Genomic DNA, 21,264 nt, shown 5'->3' on the forward strand with positions numbered 1-21,264 from the left:
CTTCCCCCTTCAGAGATCAAACCCGAGCCTGGTTTTTTCAACACGACAGCCCGGCATCATACGTTGCAATCCGGCTATCAGTTCGTCGCCTGCCTCACATAATGCGTCCAGCGGCATTTCCGGCAGGCTTTCGAGGATAAACCACATCTGGCTGTCGGCAGCGCTCAGGCGGGTGCGCACGCCCTGCCGCCAGTTCCAGCGGCGGCACGTTACGCCCGTGTCATCGCGCCAGATAACTTCCCCCGGCTCCGGTGACTCGTGCGCCAGCTCGCCCTCTTTCATCACGTCGAACAGCTCCGTACCGTCGGCGATCGTCAGACGCGGCGCGCCGTGATAGGCCGCAACGTTCTCGCCACCGACCGGAATAGCGTAGCGCAGGCTGATGGCATTATAGAGATCCACCACCGGGTCAATTGCAGGTACCACGCCGTCGCGCTGCACACGTTTTCGCAGCGCCTGGGCTGAGCAGGGCGTGCGTTTTGGCTTCGCGCCGAAGCGCTTAAACACCTCATCCCATGCTGCCAGATGCGCATCCGCCCAGGCCGGGCCGCCCGCCGCGACACATTCACACGCACTTGCCAGTGCCGCTTCGCCCATTTGCGGGTTTAGTAGCGGCGCGGCATCAACATAAACGCTAAGCGCGCGAAAACCAGGGGCAATAGCGGCAAGACGGGCATCAATTGACGGCTGAACGGAAAGCATCGGATAATCCTTTTTAGTGACCATTTTATTGCACAGTATCGACCGATGACCAAAAAAGTCAATAAACCGACCGACTCCGGCGCCGATGTTCATCGCGTCAGTGAAGCGGTGGCAACGCGTATTAAAGCGTTTCGTAAGCAACAAAAACTTTCGCTGGATGAGCTTTCGCGCCGCGCGGGTGTCAGCAAAGGCATGCTGGTTGAGATCGAAAAATGCCTCGCCAACCCGAGCATCGCCCTGCTGTGTAAAATCGCCGCCGCGATGGGCGTTTCGGTGGCCGATATCGTCGATGTCGCCAGTAAACCGACCGCACATCTGATAGCAAAAGAAGAGATTCCGACGTTGTGGCAGGGCGAAAATGGCGGTTCAGCTCGCCTGCTGGCAGGCACCAGCGGGCCGGATATGCTGGAGATGTGGCGCTGGGAGATGTTCCCCGGCGAACGGTTCGCCTCACCAGGCCACCCTTCCGGTACCGTTGAGCTTCTGCATGTTGAGCGCGGCACGCTGCACATTCAGGTTGGGCAAACGGCGCTTATTATTGGCGAAGGTTGTTCCGCCGTGGCGCAAACCGACACCGCGCATCACTACGCCAACGAAAGCAGCCAACCCGTTATTTTCACCATGACGGTCAGCGAGCGCCATTCATGAATCTGGCTCATAACGTCATTATGATTTAATGGCGTTATCATTTGTGCCGCACTGATTAAGATACCGTTCCGCCCTTGTCGGCATTCCCTTCGTAACTTAATCAGGATCTTATGAACAACAAGCTCCACGGGCCGCTATTTCTCGCGATCCTCAGCGCGCTGATGGCCTTTACCTCCCTGTCGACGGATATTTACCTGCCCGCGATGCCTTTGATGGCAAAAGAGTTACAGGGCGATATCGAACTGACCATCACCGGTTTTTTGGTCGGCTTCGCGCTGGCGCAGCTGGTTTGGGGGCCAATTAGCGACGCGGTTGGTCGCCGCACGCCGCTGTTTATTGGCATGCTGTTGTTTGTCATCGGTTCTGCCGGCTGCGCGCTCTCCACAGAAATCCATCAGATGGTGTTCTGGCGCGTGTTTCAGGCTTTTGGTGCCTGCACCGGGCCGATGCTGGCGCGGGCGATGATCCGCGATCTGTTTGCTCGCACCCGCGCGGCGCAAATGCTCTCAACATTAACCATCATCATGGCGATTGCGCCGATCGTTGGGCCGCTGGCGGGCGGACAAATTATTCAAATCAGCAGCTGGCACGCTATTTTTTGGCTGCTGGCGGGGATTGGCGCGCTGATGTTTCTTTCGCTCTATTTCCTGCCGGAAACCTTACCCGCCGAAAAGCGCACCAAAGCCTCGCTGCCTGGCGCGTTTCGTAACTACTTCGCGCTGCTGCGTAACCGCGCATTTATGCGTTATACGCTGTGTGTGACTTTTTTCTATGTCTCTGCCTATGCCTTTATTACCGGTTCGCCGTTCGTTTACATCCGCTATTACGATATTGATCCGCAATATTACGGCTGGCTGTTTGCCATCAATATTGTCGGCCTAATGGGGGTGAGCTTTCTGAACCGGCGGCTGGTGCAGCGCCATCCGCTGGATAAGTTACTGAAAATTGCCGTTACCATTGCCGCGCTGGCAATGGTAACTCTGGCGCTGGCGGTGAAGTTGCAGTTCGGCGGTATTGTTGCGGTGATCATTCCGGTGTTTCTGTTCTTTTCGATGAACGGCATTATCGCCGCCACCTCAACCGCCGCCGCGCTCGACGCCGTGCCCTCTATCGCCGGTTCCGCCTCGGCGCTGATTGGCTCGCTGCAATATGGCAGCGGTATTATCTCGTCGCTGCTGCTGACGTGGTTTCGCGACGGAACGCCGTGGACGATGGCGTGGATCATGGCGCTGTTTACCCTTGCCAGTGCCGTCATGGCGCTGCGCCGCCATTGATGAGCTTTACTCATAAGCTCATGCCGATTTAGCCCAATAGTGCCGGTAGTCGGTGAGGATTATGATCGCCCTGTCACTTTTCCTTTCGGAGCGGATATGGCACAGAAAACCTTGCTGATTGCCGGTGTCAGTCGCGGTTTTGGCCGCGAACCGCCGCTGTCTGCCTGCAACGGTTTCTCACCCGCCAGCTACGCTTTAAAACGTATTCAAACACGGGAGAGCAGCATGAAAATCATCCGCAGTGCATCGGTTCCCTCTGCGCAAGGGCCGCAGGACTATTTCACCGGCCGCGTACGTATCGACGCGCCATTTAAAGCCGATGAACCCGCACGCGTTGGCGGTGCGACGGTCACGTTTGAGCCCGGCGCACGTACCGCGTGGCACACCCATCCACTGGGACAAACGCTGATTATTACCCACGGTAAAGGGTGGATTCAGTGCGAAGGCGAAGCCGTCCAGGAGATGAACCAGGGCGATATCGTCTGGATCCCGGAAGACGTGAAACACTGGCACGGCGCAACAGCCACAAACGCAATGACCCATATCGCCATTGCCGAATCACTCAACGGCAGCCCGGTTACCTGGCTTGAGCATGTTACCGACGAGCAGTATCACGGTTGAGCACCTGAACAACCGCCGCTTAGTGGCGTATTCGCGGCGTGGCCCGTGATTACTGGCCCAACAACGTAAGGTGCCAGCCAGTAAGGGCGATAAACGCGGACGCTATCTCTGCGCCACGCCGTGGGCGTAGCGCAGGTGCAGATCCTGCTCGAACTGTTCGCGCAGCGACGCCGGAGAAAGAATGCCAATATCCGGCAGCCAGTAGCGCAACCAGCGAAACAGCGTGTGCGGATCGGTGATGGCGGTGGCAAGCGTCAAGCTGCCGTCATCATGCTGTTCAACAATGCGTTGTGCCGGAAACAGCGCCCGACGGGTGACATATTCGGCGGCGTGGGCTGAAACGCGCAGCAGTGCTTCAACCCTTGAACCAAAGCGAATGCCGACGCTGTTTTCCAGCTCTGCCAGCACCTCGGCGTGGGGTTCAAAATTAAGCGTCGTGCTTTTCAGATTTTCGATTCGCGCTACTTCAAACGCTTTCAGCCGCCCGTTTTCCACCGCTGCCAGATACCAGAGACCGTACTGGTTAATCAGCCGATAGGGCTGTGCGCACCGGGGTTTATCGCGATAGTGATATTCCACTTCGCAATGGCCGGTAATGGCGTGATTAAGCTGATTAAGCAGATCTTCGATTTGCCGGTTCTCCCGGCTACTCGGCGCGTGAAAGGTAATATTGCCGCGGTGCTGCATACTGTTGCGCAGTGACTGACCATCATTACGCGGAAAAAGATGCGCTACGCCGGTAAAATCGGCGAACTCCGCCAAATGGCCATTATGTAAGGCAGGAAGAAGATGGACGCTGAGTTTATACCGCCCCGGCGAAACCTGATCGAGAATATGCCCAAGCCGAGCCAGATCGCGATAAGCCGTACGTTCAGTAATACCGAATTTTTCGCACAACCACGCCTTATCGATGATCTTTCCCTGATACAACGCCGCGAAGATCTCGCACAGCCGCTCAATCAACGGGTCGTGTTTTCTGTCGTGACTTTCCTTCATTGTGACGGGTTCCGGAATACAAAGTCTCAGAAGACGTTAACGGTTACGGCCTGACCCTTGCGCCACGGCCCTGTTATTCAGGTAAAACCTTGTTTTTTCATAGTGGTTAACGGCAGGAATGCGAAAAACTAAAATGAAATTTCTGCCCAAAGCGCAACAATTACACAATGCCATGATTTCGCTCAGGGAAAGATAAATGATCGCCCTGACAGGGCATGTCACTTGGGGTTTTTTTGGGCGTTACCGCTGCGCTCATGACGCAGGTATCCGCGTGACCGACGCCGGTTCGATGAGCAACGTGAGAGTTCAGGGCTAAGATCCGGAGTTTGCAAAAACACAACACCCGTGCCGCTCGCGCCGCCAGTAAGCGGTTTGCTTTGCGTTGTTTTTTAAAAGTATGCGAGTCTGGGATGGCGCGCGGTTATCGCGCAACTGCGCAAGGTTATACAGCCCGGCAGCAGGCGCCGCCGGGCGATAGGATCAGGCACCCGCTTTATTCAGTGCGGCGATTTCATCGGTGGAGAGGTTTAACGACACGGCGGTGACAAAGCTGTCGATATGCGCCAGTTTGGTGGCACTGGCAATCGGCGCAGTAACGCCCGGTTGCTGGATCAGCCACGCCAGCGCGACTTCGGCGGGTTTCACGTTATGGCTGGCCGCCACACTTTCCAGCGCCTCAACAATGGCGAAACCACGCGGGTTCAGATATTTGGCAATGCCCTGGCCGCGCTGGCTTTGGCTCAAATCTTTTTCGCTGCGGTATTTACCGGACAAGAAACCGGACGCGAGGCTGTAATAAGTCACCACGCCAATGTTTTCCCGTATCGTTAAATCCTGCAACGCGCCTTCAAAGCTGGAACGGTCATAAAGATTGTATTCCGGCTGCAGCACCTGGTAGCGCGGCAGGCCGTTGGCGTCTGCCACTTTTAGCGATTCGCTCAGTTGCTCAGCATTCAGGTTGGATGCGCCAATGGCGCGGATTTTCCCGGCTTTCAGCAGTTTTTCATACGCGCCGAGTGTTTCGTCATAGGCAGTTTCACTGTCCGGCCAGTGTGAGAAATAAAGATCGATATAGTCCGTTTTCAGGCGGCGTAACGAATCTTCCACTGCCTGCGTGATCCAGCGCGCGGAAAGGCCTTTTTTACCCGCTTCGCCCATATCGGCGCCGACTTTGGTAAAGAGCGTGACTTTGTCGCGCGTGCCAGGATGCGCCGCCAGCCAGTTGCCAATTATGGTTTCCGATTCGCCGCCTTTATTGCCCGGTGCCCAGCGCGAGTAAACATCGGCGGTGTCGATAGCGGTAAAACCGCTTTCCAGCAGCGCATCCAGCAAGCTGAAGCTCTGCTTTTCATCGACCGTCCAGCCAAAAACGTTGCCGCCGAAAACCAGTGTCGGGATCTGTAACCCTGTTGTGCCCAGTGAACGTAAAGCCATGTGCTGATACCTCCGTAAGCGTGCGTAATGTCCTGTGCAAAGAGGTTAATCCTGGCGCGCAGTGACGTACATTTTTTGGTCATCCGTGCGGTTTAAAGGCCGGGTGAGTTTGCAGCAACGCGGTGATTGGCCGTAGATGTTCACGCAGCACGCTATGCAAATGGCGAATTGCCGGGGAAAACTGTTTGCGATGCGGGCAAATCAGGTTCAGCGGCGTGGCTTCGCCGGGATGCTGCGGCAACAACACTTCCAGCCTGCCTGCCAGCACATCGGCGCTGATATCGATCCACGATTTATAAATAATGCCCATGCCTTCCAGCGCCCAACGCCGGGCAACATCGGCGTCGTCGCACAGCATCCGGCTTTTGACGATCAACTGGCGGCGCATGCCGTTTTCCGGAAAGCTCCATTTGTCATACACCTGGCTGTTCATGGTGAAGAGTAAACAGTGGTGATTAACCACGTCATCCAGCGTTTGCGGGCGTCCGTGCTGCGCCAGGTAAGCCGGTGACGCCGCCAGCACACGACGGTTATCTTCCGCCAGCGGCAAGGCGACATAACTGTTGTTGTCCAGCACGCCGTAACGAATGGCGATATCAACCGGATCGCGAAAGACATCGCTGATTTGATCGGACAGCGAAAGCCGCAGCGACACTCTGGGGTGCTGCTCGCAAAAGCGCGTAATCAGTGGTAACAGCACATTGCGGCCAATATCGGAAGGCACCGCCACGCGCAGTTCACCCTGAATCTCTTTATCGCCGCTGTGCAAACTCTCCGCGCCGGCGGCGACAACCGCCAGCATCTCCTGGGCGAAAGGGAGATATTTTTCCCCTTCGGCGGTAAGACGCAAACTGCGCGTGGAGCGTACAAACAGCCGTTTATCCAGATCGCGCTCCAGCCGGTGTACCGCCGCGCTCACCTGACCTGGCAACAGCCCGGCTTCGCGCGCCGCGTTTGAAAAACTTCCCAGTAGCGCTGAACGAACGAACAGCGTGACATCTTCCAGCCGAATCATGGTTTCTCCGCAGGATTAATAACAGGCGAGTGGCTCCTCTGTTTTGCCAGAAAACAGCGCCCTGGCAAACACCATTTTCACTCGGTGAGTGAAAGTGCTGCCTTTTTACACCGATTTATCTTGTGCCGCTTTCTGTTTATTCTCGTCACACTCTACGGGACGGTTCGCCCCGAATTTTTCATCTATTGCGCAGGAGAACGACAATGACACTTGATGATGCGGTAATTGCCCGCCATACCGTGAAAGCCTTTGAACCTGGCAAAACGCTGCCACAGGATAAAATCGATACCTTGCTCAACGTGCTGCGAAACAGCCCCTCTTCGGTGAACTCACAACCGTGGCACTTTGTTGTCGCCTCCACGCCCGAAGGCCGCGCGGCAATGGCGAAATCCGCCACCGCGGCGTTCATCTATAACGAGCCGAAAATCGTCAATGCGTCTCACGTTATTGCCTTGTGCATCCGCAGCGATCTTGATGAGCAGCACCTGCAAAATGTGCTGGAGCAGGAGCAGAAAGATGGTCGCTTTAAAGACGAAGCGGCAAAAGCGGGTCAGGATAAGGGCCGCCGTTCGTACGTCGCGATTCACCGTTATGAGCAGCGGGATCTGCCGCAGTGGATGGAAAAACAGGTTTATCTGGCGCTGGGCGGGCTGCTGCTGGGTGCGGCAATGCTCGGTATTGATGCGACGCCGATGGAAGGTTTCGACCAGCGCGAGCTGGATCTTGCTCTCGGCTTGCGTGAAAAAGGGCTGACCAGCGTGGTGCTGGTGTCGCTTGGCGTTCGCAGTGACAGCGATTTCAACGCCGCGCTACCAAAATCGCGCCTGCCGCGCGACGAGATTTTCACCTTTATTTAAGCACCTGCGCTACGGCATGCCCCTCCTCGCCGGGAGAGGCATGCCACGTCACAGTACTTCCCGCCGGTGTTAGCGAAAAAGCGACAGGTTAAATCGTCGCTTTTTGTGCATTCAGGCCCGGCACGAGGATCACTTTACGGCAATCTTCGGCATGTTTATCGAAGATCTCATAGCCGCGAGCGGCCTCTTCCAGTGGCAGGTGGTGCGTAACGATCTCTTCCGGTTTCAAATGACCAGACTCAATCAGCGGTAACAAATCCGGCAGATACGCCTGCACATGCGTCTGGCCCATTTTGAATGTCAGCCCCTTGTCGAAGGCATCGCCAAACATAAACGCGTGGATAAAACCGGCATATACGCCGGGCACGCTGACAATCCCGCCGCGTCGCGTAGCGGCGATCGCCTGGCGGAGCACTTTCCCGCTACTACCTTCGATTTTCAGCGTACTGAGCACCGTTTCGGTGGTGCTGCCTTTGGCTTCGAATCCCACGGCATCGATAACGGCGTCCACACCACGGTGACCCGCCGTGTTTTCAATAATCCAGGCCGCGGGATCGTCATTTTTATCGAAGTTAATCGGTATCACGCCATAACGATCGCGGGCAAAAGCCAGCCGGTAATCGCTGTCATCAATCATAAAGATCTGTTCGGCTCCCTCCAGACGTGCGCAGGCCGCCGTCAGTAAGCCGACCGGCCCGGCACCGTAAATCGCCACGCTGGAGCCAGGTTTCACCTCGGCGTTTTTCACCGCCTGCCATGCGGTAGGCAAGATATCGGAGAGAAACAGCACTTTCTCATCGGTCAGGGTGTCCGGCACTTTAAACGGTCCGGTGTTGGCTTTCGGCACGCGTACATATTCGGCCTGGCCGCCGGGAATACCGCCGTACAAATCGCTGTAACCGAACAGCGCCGCAGGCGGCGTGATGCCTTTGCGGTTCAGCGCCGCGCCTTTGCCGGAATTGGTTTGCTCACAGGCCGAGTACTGGTGAAGTTTGCAGAAGAAGCACTCCCCGCAGGCAATGACAAAAGGGATCACTACCCGGTCGCCTTTACTGACGGCATGAACGCCCGGCCCGGTTTCCACCACTTCGCCCATAAATTCATGACCGAATATATCGCCGTGATTGGTGCCCGGTATTTTCCCGTGATAAAGATGCAGGTCGGAACCACAAATTGCCGTTGCGGTAACGCGAAGAATAATATCGTCTGACGATTCGATAACCGGGTCGGGGCGGTTATCAACGCTAACTTTATGCGCGCCATGATAAGTCAGTGCTCTCATATATCCTGTTCCTTATAAGGTTCAGACAGAACTGATAAGCATAGAACAGACCAGAGCAGAAAAATAAAATAGGCAGTAATTCTTAATGTCAGCGAAACGGTTATTTTTGGTCACAACAATATTACCTGTGAAATTACCGTTTCGCTGATTAAAAAGATGAATATTAATTATTCGGCAATAATAGAGAGATTATTTTTCTCTATTTCCGGCTGGAGCCGTAACGCCAGCCAGAAATAAAAAGACCACTATTTATTTTGCCATTCCCACCAAATGACACGCCACATGATGCCCAGGTTCCACTTCACGCAGCACCGGGATTTCAGCGCGGCATTGGGCGGTCGCCAGCGGGCAGCGCGACGAGAAACGGCAGCCGGACGGCGGGCGCGACGGATCGGGAATTTCCCCCTGCACCACAGCGACGGGTTCGCTATCCGGGTCGAGCGTTGGCACCGCCGCCAGCAGCGCCTGGGTGTAAGGGTGCAGCGGCTGGTTAAACAGCGTATCGCGACTGGCGGTTTCCACCAGTTGCCCGAGGTACATCACCGCGACGTCATCGCACAGATGTTCCACCACGCCTAAATCATGGGAGATAAACAGGAATGTCACGCCATGATCGTCGCGTAGGTCGGCAAAGAGATTAATGATTTGCGCCTGAATGGAGACATCCAGCGCCGAAATCGGCTCATCGGCGATGATGAAATCCGGGTTGAGGATCAACGCGCGCGCAATGCCAATACGCTGGCGCTGCCCACCGGAAAACTCATGCGGGAAACGGTTGTAGTGCTGCGGCGCCAGCCCGCAAATCTTCATCACGTCCAGCACCTTGTCGCGCAGCTCCGCCCGGCTGCACAGCTTATGCTCGAGCATTGCTTCGCCAATCGCATCACCCACGCGAATACGCGGATTCAGCGAACTGTACGGGTCCTGAAACACCAGCTGGATTTTCGGGCGCAGCGCGCGCATCTGTTTCGCGCTCAGATCCTGCAGCTCCTGCCCGCGATACTTTACGCTGCCTGCGGTTTTGTCGTACAGCCCAAGCAAAGTGCGGCCAACGGTGGTTTTACCGCTGCCGGACTCGCCCACCAGCCCGAAAATCGTCCCCTGGCGAATCTTAAAGCTGACGCCGTCCACGGCGCGTAGCTCTCCGGTTTGCTGGCCAAACAGCCCGTCACGCAGCGGGAAGTGCTTTTTCAGCCCTTCCACTTCAATGACATATTGCTCACTCATGCGGTTGGCTCCAGAAGCGTACTGTGAATACACGCAGCTTGCCGCGTCTGGCCTATAAGCGGCGGGATCCCCGCCCGGCATGCGTCAGTCGCCCGCTCGCAGCGATCATAAAAGGCGCAGTACGGCGGCAGCGCAGCGAGATCCGGCACCTGGCCGGGAATGGAGTAAAGCCGACGCCTGCGCTCGCCCGGAATGGGACGTGCCGCGATCAGCCCTTTGGTGTACGGATGCAGCGGGTTACGCAGCACATCGGCCGTCGGGCCTTGTTCAACGATGCGCCCGGCGTACATCACCACCACATGCTCCGCCATTTGCGCGATCACGCCTAAATCATGGGTGATCAGCATCAGCGCCATCTCATGCGCCCGCGCCTGGTCGCGCAGCAGCCGCAAGATTTGCGCCTGCACGGTAACATCCAGCGCGGTGGTCGGTTCGTCGGCGATCAGCAGTTTTGGCTGGCAGCTCAGCGCCATGGCAATCATGATGCGTTGCAACATGCCGCCGGAGAGCTGATGCGGGTAGCTGCTCATCAGGCTCTCCGCCCGCGCCAGTCCCACTTCGGTGATTAACTGCGTGGCGTGCGCCCACGCCGCTTTTGGCGTTTCACCGCGATGGCGAATCAACGGTTCGCAAAGCTGCTCGCCAATGGTCAGAACCGGGTTAAGCGCGGTCATCGGCTCCTGGAAAATCATCGCCAGCTGGTTGCCGCGCAAATCCGCCATTTTTGACGGCTTCAGGCGCAGCAGATCGGTGCCCTGAAACAGGATTTGCCCGCCGTCAATGCGTGCCGCTTGCGGTGGTAACAACCCCATCAGCGACATGGCGGTGACGCTTTTGCCGCAGCCGGACTCGCCCACCACGCCGATAGTTTGCCCGGCGTTGATGGTGAACGACACGTCCTGCACGGCGCGCACGCGCCCCTGATCGCCGGCAAAAGAGAGGGACAATTGATTAAAGGTGACCAGCGGTTCGCTCATTTCACGCTCCGTTTCATCTTCGGATCCAGCGCATCACGCAGGCCGTCACCCAACACGTTAATCGCAATCACGGTAATAAAAATGGCGATACCCGGCGGCATCCACAGCCACGGGCGGCGCTGAAAATCGATCAGGCTGTTGGCGGCGTCCATCATGTTGCCCCACGATGGCGTGGGCGGCACCACGCCAAGACCAAGGTAGCTCAGCGCCGATTCCATCAGGATGGCGTTTGCCACCGCCATTGTCGCCATCACCACCAGAATCGGGATGGTATTCGGCAGCAAGTGACCAAACAGACGGCGACGCGACGACAAACCCAGCACCTGCGTCGCCAGCATAAAATCGCGCTCGCGCAGGGAGAGAATTTGCCCGCGCACCAGCCGCGCCAGCTTTGGCCACTCCAGCAAACTGAGCATGACAACCACCATATAGATGCGTGATTCTGCGGAGAAATCGAGTTCTGACAGCATCGCACCGGCGACAATCAGCAGCGGTAAGCTCGGGATGGTCATCACCAAATCCGCCAGCCGCATAATCAGTTTGTCTGTCCAGCCGCCCGCATAACCGGAGACCGCGCCCAGCAGATAACCGAGCGCCACGGAGAGCAGCATGGTCAGCAGGCCGATAATCAATGAAATGCGCCCCGCCAGCAGCAGGCGGGTATAGACATCGCGGCCGAGAAAATCGGTGCCCAGCCAGTGCTCAGCACCGGGGGGTTTGTTGATCATCAGCGCATCGGTGGCGTCATTTTTCCACGGCGACCAGAGCGGCCCAATCACGCACCAGACCGTCATCACCACCAGCAAAAACAGGCATAACATGGCTAAATGATTATGGCGCAGCGCTTTCCAGGCTTGCCGCCACGGTGAAGGCGTGGCCTGCGCCAGCGCCGGGATTTCCGCTTTACGAAGGCGGCGATTGGTTGAAAAAAGCGAACCGAACATCACGACCTCACCCGAATACGCGGATCAGCCCACGCGTAAAGCACATCGGCAATCAGGTTGCCGAGAATGGTTAGCACCGCCAGAAACAGGGTAAAGCCCATCAGCACCGGGTAATCGCGCGCCGCCAGCGAATCGATATGAATATGCCCCGCGCCCGGCCAGTTAAACACTTTTTCGGTGATGATCGCACCCGAAAACAGCCCCGGCAGTTCAAACCCGAGCAGGGTAATAATTGGCAGCAGCGCATTACGCAGCGCGTGTTTAAAAATCACCGTCCGTTCGCGCAACCCTTTGGCGCGCGCGGTGCGGATAAAATCCATCTTCACCACATCAAGCATACTGGCGCGGAAATAGCGCGTCAGGCTGCCCGCCTGCAACATCACCAGCGCCAGCACCGGCAGCACCAGGTGCGCCGCCACCTGCAGCACCCACGCCCAGCCGCCTTCGTCGCTGCCGGTGTTGGTCATGCCGCCGACCGGCAGCCAGTGCAGATCAACCGCAAACCACTTAATCAGCAACAGGCAGAGGAAAAAGGTCGGAAAAGACATGGCAGCGAACACCACCACGCTGACCAGGTGATCAAACAACGAGTTGGGTTTCAGCGCCGAGGCGATACCCACCGCCAGGCCGATGCCCCAGTAAAACACCAGCGCGACGCTTGCCAGCAGGAACGAGTTCCAGATGTACTGGTTCAGCAACTGGCTCACCGGGATTTGGTATTGCAATGAGAAACCTAAATCACCACGTAATAACTGGCCGAGCCAGTGCAGATAGCGGGTGAACAGCGGTTGATCGAGGCCGTAAATGGCTTTCAGTTCCGCGGCGCGGGCGGCGGTCAGCGTGACGTTGCCGTCGATAAAGTCGCCCGGCGTTTTGGCAAACAGCATGAAGATAATCAGCGAAGCGAGCAGCAGCATGGGAATGGTTTGCAGCAGCCGCCTCAGGATAAAATTTCGCATAGCGTTCTCATGGCAACTGCCGGGACGCCCCGGCAGTTGTGATGGTGTTACTTAACGATTTTCACATCCGGCAGGCTGCCGGTCAGGCCGTTGTAGATATCCGGTTTAAAACCGGTGACGCGGGCGCTGCTGGCCGACAAAATTTCGCGGTTGCCCAGCAGGATCGCCGGCGGATCATCCGCCAGCACTTTATAGAGCTGGTGGTAAATCGGTTTACGTTTTTCCACATCCAGCACCGCGTTACCTTCGTTAATCAGCTTATCGACCTGCGGGTTGTTATAGCCGGACTCTTTCGCTTCCGTGCTGTAGTAATCCCACACGCCGTCATGCGGATCGTTTAACGTGCTGGTGCTAAAGGAGGCAAGGTCATAATTGCCGGCTTTACGCTGCGCCATCAGGGCGTTGAAGTCGACAACCTGCGGTTTCAGCAGCACGCCGATCTGTTGCCAGTTCTCTTTGGCAATCGGGATCAGCGCGTCGTTCAGCACTTTTTTGCTCACCAGCAAGGTCAGTTCCAGACGTTTGCCGTCTTTCACACGGATGCCGTCCGGCCCCGGTTTCCAGCCCGCTTCATCCAGCAGTTTTTTCGCTTGCGCCGGGTCGAATTTGTACGGGTTAACCCCGTCAGTGTTATAGGCCCAGGAGATCGGCGCAATTGGCTCAATCGCCACTTTGCCGTACCCCTGATACACCACATCAATCAGCTTCTGGCGGTCAAGGCCGTAAATCAGCGCCTGGCGTACTTTCACGTCCTGCAACGCCGGACGACGCACGTTGAATTCCACTTTGCTGTAATCGCTGGAGCCGTACAGGTTGATATTGGCGAAACCGAGCATTTTCAGCTGTTCAATATCATCCGGGCGCGAGGTGAACGCGTCATAGTCCGTCTCGCCGGTCTGGAACAACTGGAAGTTGGTGGACGGATTGGTCACGCGGTAGATAAAGCGCGGCGTTGGCGGTGTGCCACGGTAGAAATGGGTGTTGGCGTGGAAGCGGATCTCCTGGCCCGGAATGTATTTCTCATAGACATACGGCCCGTTGCCGAGCGGTTTGCCATGCAGCGTGCGCAGGTAGTCCAGATTGCCGCGCTGATAGCCCTTGCCGTAATAGGCTTTGGACAGCACCGGCCCGCCGATTTTCGCCAGCGTCGTCGCACCAGGCTGGGTGGTGGTGACCTGTAGCGTTAACGGGTCAATCACTTTCAGACCGCTGACGCTGTCCGCTTTCCCGGCTTTGTATTCTGCGCCGCCCGCGATATTCGCCAGCGTGATATCCGTGTCGCCATCATATTTCGGGTCGTAGAGCACCGTCAGGGTAAAGGCCACGTCTTCGGCGGTCAGCGGCGAGCCGTCGCTGAAAGTTAGGTTCGGTCGCAGCTTGATGGTGTAAACCTTGTTATCCGGGCTAACCGTCCAGCTTTCGGCAAGACCCGGCACCAGTTTGCCGTGGCTGTCCCAGTCGATCAGGCGCGAGAAGATGACGTTGGTGACGTTTTCATCCCAACCATTGACGAAGAAGTACGGGTTAAAAATCCCCTGCGGCTCCGAAATACCGGCTACCACCGTGTCTTTGCGCAGCTTCGCCGCCGCCGGGATCTGGCTGGCGTCTGTCGCCGGTGTGATACCTTCTTTTAAGATCTCATCGGCGAACGAGGCAGACGAGAACGCCACCACACTGCTGAGTAGCGCGATTTTCAGCGCGAGGGTGAAGCGCGTGGGTTTTGTTTTTAAGCTATTCACGAAGCTGGCCAAAATTGCTCCCTCATCAAATGATTGCGTGGAATTTACAAATAATGACGAACGATAAGAGCCGCGCCGCACCCTGTCTAACAACGAAAACGTATGGCTTATAGCTAAACGTCCTTAGCAAACTTATGGCTAACGATTGGTGGGATTTAGCTAAATGGCTGATAACCCGCGCTGCGCGGGCGATGTAAGAGCGTGCCTTAAGCCGTTCCCGGCAGCGGTTATTTTTTCTGCTTGAGCTAAATCTCGGGGAAACAGCACATTGTGGACGGGGTTTCGCTTAGGGGCCTTGCCACTGTAGCGCTGCCCGCAATTCAGGCGGAACCAGCGAGAATATAGACTTAATAGAATTGAGATGCTGATAATAATTCGGAGAAATATCTGCGTTGCAGTTTACAACATAATACCTCGTCTGGTGATTTAAAAACCAAATGTCATGCTCAACAACGTCGGGTATTAGCAGTGTCGGCATGAGATTATGCAGTAATTCCGCCTCAAAAAAACAGGATGTGTCCTGTGCTTTTATTTCCGCACCCTGCGACTGCATATTTCTGATATAGGGTAAAGCCAGCGATAGCATTTCAATATAGATTTCATTCTTCTTCATAGGCAAGGCCGTCAAACGTATTGATATATTAAATAAAAGGGAGGGTGTTTTTTATATTTTCAGGCAGAAGGTCATATTTCATCGGCACTATTGGGCGCACAACTAATATATACGCATTCTCTTTAAAATCATAACTCAACAACCCTTTACGCGACATGGCAATAAATGAGGCCAGATAGCGCTGGCGCTGCTCCTCATTAGCAAACTCCTCCAGATTTTCCTCAATCACCTCAATATCTGACATCGGTTGCAGCGAAGCAAAATAGTCGTAAACCAATTCATAGTTGGCAACAGAGCCACTAAATTCCACCGGAACGGGGCCAACGCCAGCAGTAGCGAAATGGGCGAGTGAACCATCCGGCGCAACGCCAAACCAGTCCAGATCGCATTCCAGGAGTGATTCATCCATCGGGATAGTACCGTCGCCGCGCATTTTAGTGGCCAGCGAACATGGCGGGAAACCAAGTATTGATTTGGCGATTATCCAGTAACCTGTCTTTTTCGAAATCAATAATGGTCGAAACGGCAATACCCCGGCGAAGCGGTTGAGGAAAATCATCAACCGATGCGAACACTGTAGGAACTAAGAAGCGGAAGTAATCGCCCATTTGCGTCGTACCTTCATACCCGACAGGGTAATCCTCACCGGGATTGGAACCTTCTACACCAAAATAAAGAAACATCCCTTTATTGATAGCCAGATTAACATCACTTTGCGACCCTAACCGCTGCCAGTCCTGTTTAAGCTCTTCTGTAATATGTGCTTTATCAGGGTGACTTCTGAATCTTAAATGTGAAAATAAATCCACGGAAAATGCGCCATTTTTATTCTCTGGGTACGCATCAAAAATGGGCGACTCTTCCCATATAAACTCATTCATATTTTCCAGCAGCGATTCAACATCTGTTATTTGTAATAACGCTCTGGGAAGATCGCCAAAACAGTTATTCACCATCACGGCAATACGGCCGTGTTTATCGGCGGCAAACCAGGTATGGATCGTACCGAACTCAGGCACCCAATCAATATTTAAGCTGTTCATTACTTATCCTTTTTCATAGAGTACCGCCAGTAACTGCGCAGTATCATCTAAAGAAATCAATGACTCATATACAGATTCGGCGTACTCGCCAGCATGCAAAAGCAGTATTGCGGATACTACCCGGGCGCGGCTAAATGAGATGATAGAATCAGTCTCGCCGTTTTCTTGCTTAATGAAATAGTCGTTATCCAGCGCCTCGCCGCGCTTTCTGCAGAACGCCAATTCAGGTTCAGTCAGGGTACCGTTGCGTTTCAACTCTGAGAACGCTTTATCCACATCGGCATCCTTCCAGCCCGAAACACGTAAGGCATACTGGCAGGCAGCGATGGCAAGCTGGATGTTCTCTCTCGCTTGCAACTGATCCATCTTCTGCGCCAGTGCGACAGAAATGGTCTGCAGTCTGTTCATCTTCCGCTCCCCACTTTGATTACGCGTTTTTACGATGTTCTAATGGATTATCGGCAGTAACAAGCACAGAGAGAGAATTGTTTGTAGTAAAAATGCGATTTACCTTAAAGCGGTTTTTATTTAACTTAAGGACGAAAATTAGAAGCGGGAAATAAAAAAGCCCCCAACCGGAGGCTTTCAAAATAGCGATTAGCGTTTGCTGACATCGGGAATAATTAAATCCCCGCGCACCCGGTAAGCGCCCAGCACGCTCTGCGTTTTTTCATTTAGCCAGGCGACAATACGTGCCGCCATCGCGTCCATCGAATATTCGATAGCCGGAATGGTAGGAATGCCCGGCAAATGCAGTGAACCAGCGAGGCTGAAGACCATAATGTCGCCCGGCACCGATTTATTAAACGCCTGCAATTGCGGGATCACTCGCTGGGCTTCCTGCTCATCCGCCACTAGCAACGCGTTGAAATTCAGGGTAGTAGCGTTATTGAGCAGCACCTGCAACGCAACAGAGGACGAAGTGTCATCCATAAACACCAGGTTACGGTTAAACGGCAGGAAATTATTTTCCAGCGCCAGCTTATAGCCGTGCAGCACTTGATCGGCTGCGGCGGTGCGCGGGTGGATTAGCGCAATTTGTCGGCGGCTCTGGCTAATCAGGTAGTTACAGGCCGTTTCGGCGGCGAAGGCGTGATCAAATTGAATACAGTTGGGCGTGGCGTCGGCAGACTCAACGCAATCCACCAGAATGACGTTTTCGTCGTCAATTTTGAGCGGAAAACGCGCGCCGATAATCAGCACATCGTCACACAGCCCGCAGGTCAGCTCATCCAGCGCGCTCATCACTTCCGCTTTGGTGTTGGCGAAGCGCAGCAGCAGATGTTTCTGGCTCTGGCTTAAATGCTTTTCCAGCGCGTAGAGGTAGCCGGTGGTTTGGTTGATATTGTCCTGGGCGCAGATAACACCGATGCAGCCTGTCGACTGGCTGAGCAATGACTGCGCGATAACATTGGGCCGATAATTCAGCTCTTCGACCGCTTTCAGCACCGCGAGGCGACTGGCTTCCTTAACGCCGCGCGAACCACTCAACACCCGTGAGACTGTGGCTTTCGACACCCCAGCTAAACGTGATACATCGTTGATTGTAGACATCTTTCTCCCCTGACAGACGCACATTGCGCCCGCAAAATCTAAATACTTCAACGGCTAATATATAACCACACGCAGTATAACGGTTTCGCTTTTTGATGGAAACCGATTTTCCATTTTGCGCTTTTTATTCTCAACAGAGTGCCAAATTCCGTGACGCAAATCCAATTACGGCATCAGATAATTCATAGACATTGACAGCTATCACACTTCTGCGGCGAACAAATGGAAACCGGTTTCCATATGATATCCAATCGACCCCGCAATAACTTTTTACACTTCGAGGATGGTTAACGATGTTCAGGATTATGTTGTGCTGTTCAGCCGGTATGTCCACCAGCTTACTGGTGAGGAAAATGCTGGAAGCCGCGAAGGAACGCGATATACCGGTAGAGATCGACGCGTATGGCGTCGCGGAGTTCGACACGCAATTTCCGCGTTACCAGGTCGTGCTTCTCGGACCGCAAGTCAAATACATGTTAAACACGCTGTCAGAAAAGGCCGCCGCTCAGGGTATTCCGGTCCAACCCATCAACCCGATGGACTACGGAATGCAACGTGGCAATGAGGTACTGGACTATGCACTGTCGCTCATAGAAGCGGCGCATTAAAAAGGTGTTCTTATGAGTTCCTTATATCAATCAATGATTACGGTTATTGAGCAAAGCATTACGCCGCTGGCCGGTCGCCTCGGGCAACAGAAGTACGTTATCGCTATTCGCGACGGTTTTACCGCCGCGCTGCCGTTTATGATCATCGGCTCGTTTATGCTGGTGTTTATCTTCCCGCCGTTTTCCGCCGACACCACCGTTGGTTTCGCCCGCGCGTGGCTCGATTTCTCCACCGAATACCGCGCGCAGTTGATGCTGCCGTTTAACCTCAGCATGGGGGTAATGACCTTCTTTATCTCCGTCGGGATCGGCGCGAGCCTCGGTCGTCAGTTTAACCTCGACCCGGTAATGACCGGTCTGCTGGCGTTTATGGCATTTTTGCTTGTCGCCGCACCGTATGCAGATGGCAAAATTTCTACCCAGTATCTCTCCGGGCAGGGCATTTTCACCGCGCTGCTGACATCGATTTACTCCACCCGCGTTTACGCCTGGCTTAAACAGCACAACATCACCATTCGCCTGCCCAAAGAGGTGCCGACCGGCGTTGCCCGTTCGTTTGAAATCCTCATTCCGGTGCTGGTGATCATTGGTACGCTGCACCCGCTGAACCTGTTTATTGAAGCGCAAACCGGCATGATCCTGCCGCAGGCGATTATGCACGTGCTGGAACCGCTGGTCTCCGCGTCCGATTCCCTGCCTGCCATTCTGCTTTCCGTGCTGCTGTGCCAGATCTTCTGGTTCGCCGGTATCCACGGTTCGCTGATTGTCACCGGCATCATGAACCCGTTCTGGATGGCAAACCTCTCCGCCAACCAGGCCGCACTGGCTGCGGGCGCCGCGCTGCCGCACGTCTATCTGCAAGGTTTCTGGGATCACTACCTGCTGATTGGCGGCGTCGGTTCCACCCTGCCGCTGGCGTTCCTGCTGCTGCGTAGCCGCGTCGCGCATCTGCGCACCATCGGCAAAATGGGCGTCGTACCGAGCTTCTTTAACATCAACGAACCGATTCTGTTCGGCGCGCCGATCATCATGAACCCGATGCTGTTTGTGCCGTTTGTTTGTGTGCCGTTGGTGAACGCCGTGCTGGCTTACACCGCCACCAAAATGGGTCTGCTGGCGCAAGTCGTCTCCCTGACACCGTGGACAACGCCTGCCCCTATCGGTGCGTCCTGGGCGGCGAACTGGGCCTTTAGCCCGGTGGTGATGTGCCTGATTTGTATGGTGATGTCCGCCCTGATGTATCTGCCGTTCCTGCGTGCTTACGAGCATTCATTAATGAAAGCAGAAGAAGAAAAAGCGCAGAGCAGCGCGCCGATGACGGAAACCGTCCGCAGTAACTAAGCCGTAACGCATTCGCAGTAACGAAAAGGAGTCGGTAATGAAATACGTATTTCCCGCAAACTTCTGGTGGGGCAGCGCCAGCTCTGCGCTGCAAACCGAAGGGGAAAGCCAGCAAGGCGGTAAAAGCGCAACCACATGGGATGCCTGGTTTGCCAGCCAACCGTGGCGCTTTCACCAGCAGATTGGGCCGCAAGAGACCTCGACGTTTTATCGCCACTGGCGGCAGGACATCGCGCTGTTAAAGCAGCTCAAGCACAACAGCTTTCGCACCTCGATCAGTTGGTCACGGCTGATCCCGGATGGCGATGGTGAAGTGAATCCGCAGGCGGTGGCGTTCTATAACGAGGTCATCGACGAGCTGCTGGCGCAGGGTATTACGCCGTTTATCACGCTGTTTCACTTCGATATGCCGATGGTGATGCAGGAAAAAGGCGGCTGGGAAAGCCGGGAAGTGGTGCAGGCTTTCAGCCGCTACGCGCAAATCTGTTTCGAGCTGTTTGGTGATCGGGTTCATCACTGGTTCACCTTTAACGAGCCGATTGTGCCGGTAGAGGGCGGTTATCTGTACGATTTCCATTACCCGAACGTGGTGGATTTTAAACGTGCGGCCACGGTGGCGTACCACACGGTACTGGCGCATGCCAGCGCGGTGAGAGCATTTCGCGCCGGGTTTTACGCCGGTGAGATTGGCATTGTGTTGAACCTGACGCCGTCCTATCCACGTTCGCAGCACCCGGCGGATGTGAAAGCGGCGCACTATGCCGATTTGCTGTTCAATCGCAGTTTTCTCGACCCGGTACTGCGCGGCGAGTATCCCGCTGACCTGGTGGCGCTGCTCAAAGAGTATGACCAGTTGCCCGCCTGCCAGCCGGACGATATCGCGCTGATTGCAGAAGGGAAAATCGACCTGCTCGGCATTAACTATTACCAGCCACGGCGGGTAAAGTGCCGGGACAGCGCGGTCAATCCCGACGCGCCGTTTATGCCGGAGTGGTTGTTTGATTATTACGAAATGCCAGGGCGCAAAATGAACCCGTATCGCGGGTGGGAAATTTATGAGCCGGGTATTTACGATATTCTTACGAACTTACGCGTCAATTACGGTAACCCACGCTGTTTTATTTCCGAAAACGGTATGGGCGTCGAGAACGAACAGCGTTTTATTGAAGATGGGCAAATAAACGATAGCTATCGTATTATGTTTGTTCGCGATCATCTTATCTGGCTGCATAAAGGAATTAGCGAAGGGTGTCATTGCCTTGGCTACCATATGTGGACATTTATTGATAACTGGTCATGGTGTAATGCCTATAAAAACCGCTACGGTTTTGTGCAATTAGATCTGGCAACGCAAAAACGTACCATTAAGAAAAGTGGAGAGTGGTTTGCCGCCACCGCTGAAAATAATGGTTTTACTCAGGATTAAATGA

Annotated in this window: 22 protein-coding genes; 7 read left to right on the forward strand and 15 right to left on the reverse strand. The window is 54.9% G+C overall.

Features of this window, described 5'->3' with window-relative positions:
• Window positions 1-9 precede the first annotated feature (9 nt).
• Window positions 10-702: a B3/B4 domain-containing protein gene (locus tag M8Q36_RS05480; protein ID WP_249880267.1), complete on the reverse strand. Its 693-nt coding sequence runs from the start codon at window positions 700-702 to the stop codon at window positions 10-12.
• A 45-nt stretch (window positions 703-747) separates the two neighbouring features.
• On the opposite strand from M8Q36_RS05480, the gene M8Q36_RS05485 reads away from it, so the two are divergent.
• The 3 genes from M8Q36_RS05485 (at window position 748) to M8Q36_RS05495 (ending at window position 3,245) form a co-directional block, all read left to right on the forward strand.
• Window positions 748-1,350, forward strand: a complete 603-nt coding sequence (locus M8Q36_RS05485) for a helix-turn-helix domain-containing protein (protein ID WP_249880268.1) — start codon at window positions 748-750, stop codon at window positions 1,348-1,350.
• 110 nt (window positions 1,351-1,460) lie between these two features.
• Window positions 1,461-2,624: a multidrug effflux MFS transporter gene (locus M8Q36_RS05490; protein WP_249880269.1), complete on the forward strand. Its 1,164-nt coding sequence runs from the start codon at window positions 1,461-1,463 to the stop codon at window positions 2,622-2,624.
• Between the two features lie 225 nt (window positions 2,625-2,849).
• Entirely contained in the window at window positions 2,850-3,245 is a 396-nt protein-coding gene (locus M8Q36_RS05495; protein WP_200551167.1) for a (R)-mandelonitrile lyase, read from the forward strand.
• Between the two features lie 102 nt (window positions 3,246-3,347).
• Here M8Q36_RS05495 and M8Q36_RS05500 read toward each other — a convergent pair whose 3' ends face one another.
• From M8Q36_RS05500 to M8Q36_RS05510, 3 genes are all read right to left on the reverse strand, one after another.
• Window positions 3,348-4,241 (reverse strand): WYL domain-containing protein, encoded by an 894-nt coding sequence (locus tag M8Q36_RS05500; RefSeq protein WP_160268369.1) that lies wholly within the window; start codon window positions 4,239-4,241, stop codon window positions 3,348-3,350.
• Window positions 4,242-4,721: 480 nt separating this feature from the next.
• A complete protein-coding gene (locus M8Q36_RS05505; RefSeq protein WP_249880270.1) occupies window positions 4,722-5,675 on the reverse strand; it encodes an aldo/keto reductase in 954 nt (317 codons plus the stop codon).
• 79 nt (window positions 5,676-5,754) lie between these two features.
• A complete protein-coding gene (locus tag M8Q36_RS05510) occupies window positions 5,755-6,690 on the reverse strand; it encodes a LysR family transcriptional regulator (RefSeq protein ID WP_249880271.1) in 936 nt (311 codons plus the stop codon).
• 203 nt (window positions 6,691-6,893) lie between these two features.
• Between M8Q36_RS05510 and nfsB the strand changes: the two genes are divergently transcribed.
• On the forward strand, window positions 6,894-7,547 hold the full coding sequence (nfsB, locus tag M8Q36_RS05515; RefSeq protein WP_160268368.1) for an oxygen-insensitive NAD(P)H nitroreductase: 654 nt from the start codon (window positions 6,894-6,896) through the stop codon (window positions 7,545-7,547).
• Between the two features lie 88 nt (window positions 7,548-7,635).
• Here the strand turns inward: nfsB and M8Q36_RS05520 are convergent, their stop codons facing one another.
• The 11 genes from M8Q36_RS05520 to M8Q36_RS05570 form a co-directional block, all read right to left on the reverse strand.
• Window positions 7,636-8,829 carry a zinc-dependent alcohol dehydrogenase gene (locus M8Q36_RS05520; protein WP_249880272.1) on the reverse strand — a complete coding sequence of 398 codons (1,194 nt, stop codon included), beginning with the start codon at window positions 8,827-8,829 and terminating at the stop codon, window positions 7,636-7,638.
• 249 nt (window positions 8,830-9,078) lie between these two features.
• Window positions 9,079-10,056, reverse strand: a complete 978-nt coding sequence (locus M8Q36_RS05525) for an ABC transporter ATP-binding protein (RefSeq protein WP_249880273.1) — start codon at window positions 10,054-10,056, stop codon at window positions 9,079-9,081.
• A complete protein-coding gene (locus M8Q36_RS05530) occupies window positions 10,053-11,033 on the reverse strand; it encodes an ABC transporter ATP-binding protein (RefSeq protein ID WP_249880274.1) in 981 nt (326 codons plus the stop codon). Before M8Q36_RS05530 ends, M8Q36_RS05525 begins: the two co-directional genes overlap by 4 nt.
• Complete coding sequence (opp4C, locus tag M8Q36_RS05535) at window positions 11,030-11,977, reverse strand: oligopeptide ABC transporter permease (RefSeq protein WP_249880275.1); 948 nt, start codon at window positions 11,975-11,977, stop codon at window positions 11,030-11,032. Before opp4C ends, M8Q36_RS05530 begins: the two co-directional genes overlap by 4 nt.
• Window positions 11,977-12,936, reverse strand: a complete 960-nt coding sequence (locus M8Q36_RS05540; protein ID WP_249880276.1) for an ABC transporter permease — start codon at window positions 12,934-12,936, stop codon at window positions 11,977-11,979. The genes opp4C and M8Q36_RS05540 overlap by 1 nt, the downstream gene beginning before the upstream one ends.
• Before the next feature lie 47 nt (window positions 12,937-12,983).
• Window positions 12,984-14,687 (reverse strand): ABC transporter substrate-binding protein, encoded by a 1,704-nt coding sequence (locus M8Q36_RS05545; RefSeq protein ID WP_249880277.1) that lies wholly within the window; start codon window positions 14,685-14,687, stop codon window positions 12,984-12,986.
• Window positions 14,688-14,961: 274 nt separating this feature from the next.
• A complete protein-coding gene (locus M8Q36_RS05550; RefSeq protein WP_249880278.1) occupies window positions 14,962-15,288 on the reverse strand; it encodes a zinc ABC transporter substrate-binding protein in 327 nt (108 codons plus the stop codon).
• Window positions 15,289-15,316: 28 nt separating this feature from the next.
• A complete protein-coding gene (locus M8Q36_RS05555) occupies window positions 15,317-15,697 on the reverse strand; it encodes a hypothetical protein (RefSeq protein WP_249880279.1) in 381 nt (126 codons plus the stop codon).
• 25 nt (window positions 15,698-15,722) lie between these two features.
• Window positions 15,723-16,331 (reverse strand): hypothetical protein, encoded by a 609-nt coding sequence (locus M8Q36_RS05560; RefSeq protein ID WP_249880280.1) that lies wholly within the window; start codon window positions 16,329-16,331, stop codon window positions 15,723-15,725.
• 3 nt (window positions 16,332-16,334) lie between these two features.
• A complete protein-coding gene (locus M8Q36_RS05565) occupies window positions 16,335-16,739 on the reverse strand; it encodes a hypothetical protein (protein WP_249880281.1) in 405 nt (134 codons plus the stop codon).
• Between the two features lie 189 nt (window positions 16,740-16,928).
• The gene (locus tag M8Q36_RS05570) at window positions 16,929-17,885 is read right to left on the reverse strand and encodes a LacI family DNA-binding transcriptional regulator (RefSeq protein WP_020455794.1); all 957 of its coding nucleotides are present in this window, start codon (window positions 17,883-17,885) and stop codon (window positions 16,929-16,931) included.
• 293 nt (window positions 17,886-18,178) lie between these two features.
• On the opposite strand from M8Q36_RS05570, the gene M8Q36_RS05575 reads away from it, so the two are divergent.
• Genes M8Q36_RS05575 through gmuD form a run of 3 tightly spaced genes read left to right on the forward strand, consistent with a single transcriptional unit; the run spans window position 18,179 to window position 21,260 of the window.
• The gene (locus M8Q36_RS05575) at window positions 18,179-18,493 is read left to right on the forward strand and encodes a PTS sugar transporter subunit IIB (protein WP_017458127.1); all 315 of its coding nucleotides are present in this window, start codon (window positions 18,179-18,181) and stop codon (window positions 18,491-18,493) included.
• Window positions 18,494-18,505: 12 nt separating this feature from the next.
• Entirely contained in the window at window positions 18,506-19,834 is a 1,329-nt protein-coding gene (locus M8Q36_RS05580; protein WP_020455796.1) for a PTS cellobiose transporter subunit IIC, read from the forward strand.
• A 37-nt stretch (window positions 19,835-19,871) separates the two neighbouring features.
• A complete protein-coding gene (gmuD, locus tag M8Q36_RS05585) occupies window positions 19,872-21,260 on the forward strand; it encodes a 6-phospho-beta-glucosidase GmuD (RefSeq protein ID WP_249880282.1) in 1,389 nt (462 codons plus the stop codon).
• Window positions 21,261-21,264: the final 4 nt, after the last annotated feature.

The sequence above is a fragment of the Kosakonia sp. R1.Fl genome, assembly GCF_023516815.1.
Classification (GTDB): Bacteria; Pseudomonadota; Gammaproteobacteria; order Enterobacterales; family Enterobacteriaceae; genus Kosakonia.

What these genes read in the sequence shown, in the direction of transcription:
- M8Q36_RS05495 (WP_200551167.1), top strand. Translation starts at nt 2,850, where the DNA reads ATGAAAATCATCCGCAGTGCATCGGTTCCCTCTGCGCAAGGGCCGCAG.
- M8Q36_RS05525 (WP_249880273.1), bottom strand. Translation starts at nt 10,056, where the DNA reads ATGAGTGAGCAATATGTCATTGAAGTGGAAGGGCTGAAAAAGCACTTC.
- M8Q36_RS05565 (WP_249880281.1), bottom strand. Translation starts at nt 16,739, where the DNA reads ATGAACAGACTGCAGACCATTTCTGTCGCACTGGCGCAGAAGATGGAT.
- M8Q36_RS05530 (WP_249880274.1), bottom strand. Translation starts at nt 11,033, where the DNA reads ATGAGCGAACCGCTGGTCACCTTTAATCAATTGTCCCTCTCTTTTGCC.
- M8Q36_RS05575 (WP_017458127.1), top strand. Translation starts at nt 18,179, where the DNA reads ATGTTCAGGATTATGTTGTGCTGTTCAGCCGGTATGTCCACCAGCTTA.
- M8Q36_RS05560 (WP_249880280.1), bottom strand. Translation starts at nt 16,331, where the DNA reads ATGAACAGCTTAAATATTGATTGGGTGCCTGAGTTCGGTACGATCCAT.
- M8Q36_RS05500 (WP_160268369.1), bottom strand. Translation starts at nt 4,241, where the DNA reads ATGAAGGAAAGTCACGACAGAAAACACGACCCGTTGATTGAGCGGCTG.
- nfsB (WP_160268368.1), top strand. Translation starts at nt 6,894, where the DNA reads ATGACACTTGATGATGCGGTAATTGCCCGCCATACCGTGAAAGCCTTT.
- M8Q36_RS05550 (WP_249880278.1), bottom strand. Translation starts at nt 15,288, where the DNA reads ATGAAGAAGAATGAAATCTATATTGAAATGCTATCGCTGGCTTTACCC.
- M8Q36_RS05485 (WP_249880268.1), top strand. Translation starts at nt 748, where the DNA reads ATGACCAAAAAAGTCAATAAACCGACCGACTCCGGCGCCGATGTTCAT.
- M8Q36_RS05490 (WP_249880269.1), top strand. Translation starts at nt 1,461, where the DNA reads ATGAACAACAAGCTCCACGGGCCGCTATTTCTCGCGATCCTCAGCGCG.
- M8Q36_RS05555 (WP_249880279.1), bottom strand. Translation starts at nt 15,697, where the DNA reads ATGGATGAATCACTCCTGGAATGCGATCTGGACTGGTTTGGCGTTGCG.
- gmuD (WP_249880282.1), top strand. Translation starts at nt 19,872, where the DNA reads ATGAAATACGTATTTCCCGCAAACTTCTGGTGGGGCAGCGCCAGCTCT.
- M8Q36_RS05580 (WP_020455796.1), top strand. Translation starts at nt 18,506, where the DNA reads ATGAGTTCCTTATATCAATCAATGATTACGGTTATTGAGCAAAGCATT.
- M8Q36_RS05540 (WP_249880276.1), bottom strand. Translation starts at nt 12,936, where the DNA reads ATGCGAAATTTTATCCTGAGGCGGCTGCTGCAAACCATTCCCATGCTG.
- opp4C (WP_249880275.1), bottom strand. Translation starts at nt 11,977, where the DNA reads ATGTTCGGTTCGCTTTTTTCAACCAATCGCCGCCTTCGTAAAGCGGAA.
- M8Q36_RS05520 (WP_249880272.1), bottom strand. Translation starts at nt 8,829, where the DNA reads ATGAGAGCACTGACTTATCATGGCGCGCATAAAGTTAGCGTTGATAAC.
- M8Q36_RS05570 (WP_020455794.1), bottom strand. Translation starts at nt 17,885, where the DNA reads ATGTCTACAATCAACGATGTATCACGTTTAGCTGGGGTGTCGAAAGCC.
- M8Q36_RS05505 (WP_249880270.1), bottom strand. Translation starts at nt 5,675, where the DNA reads ATGGCTTTACGTTCACTGGGCACAACAGGGTTACAGATCCCGACACTG.
- M8Q36_RS05480 (WP_249880267.1), bottom strand. Translation starts at nt 702, where the DNA reads ATGCTTTCCGTTCAGCCGTCAATTGATGCCCGTCTTGCCGCTATTGCC.
- M8Q36_RS05510 (WP_249880271.1), bottom strand. Translation starts at nt 6,690, where the DNA reads ATGATTCGGCTGGAAGATGTCACGCTGTTCGTTCGTTCAGCGCTACTG.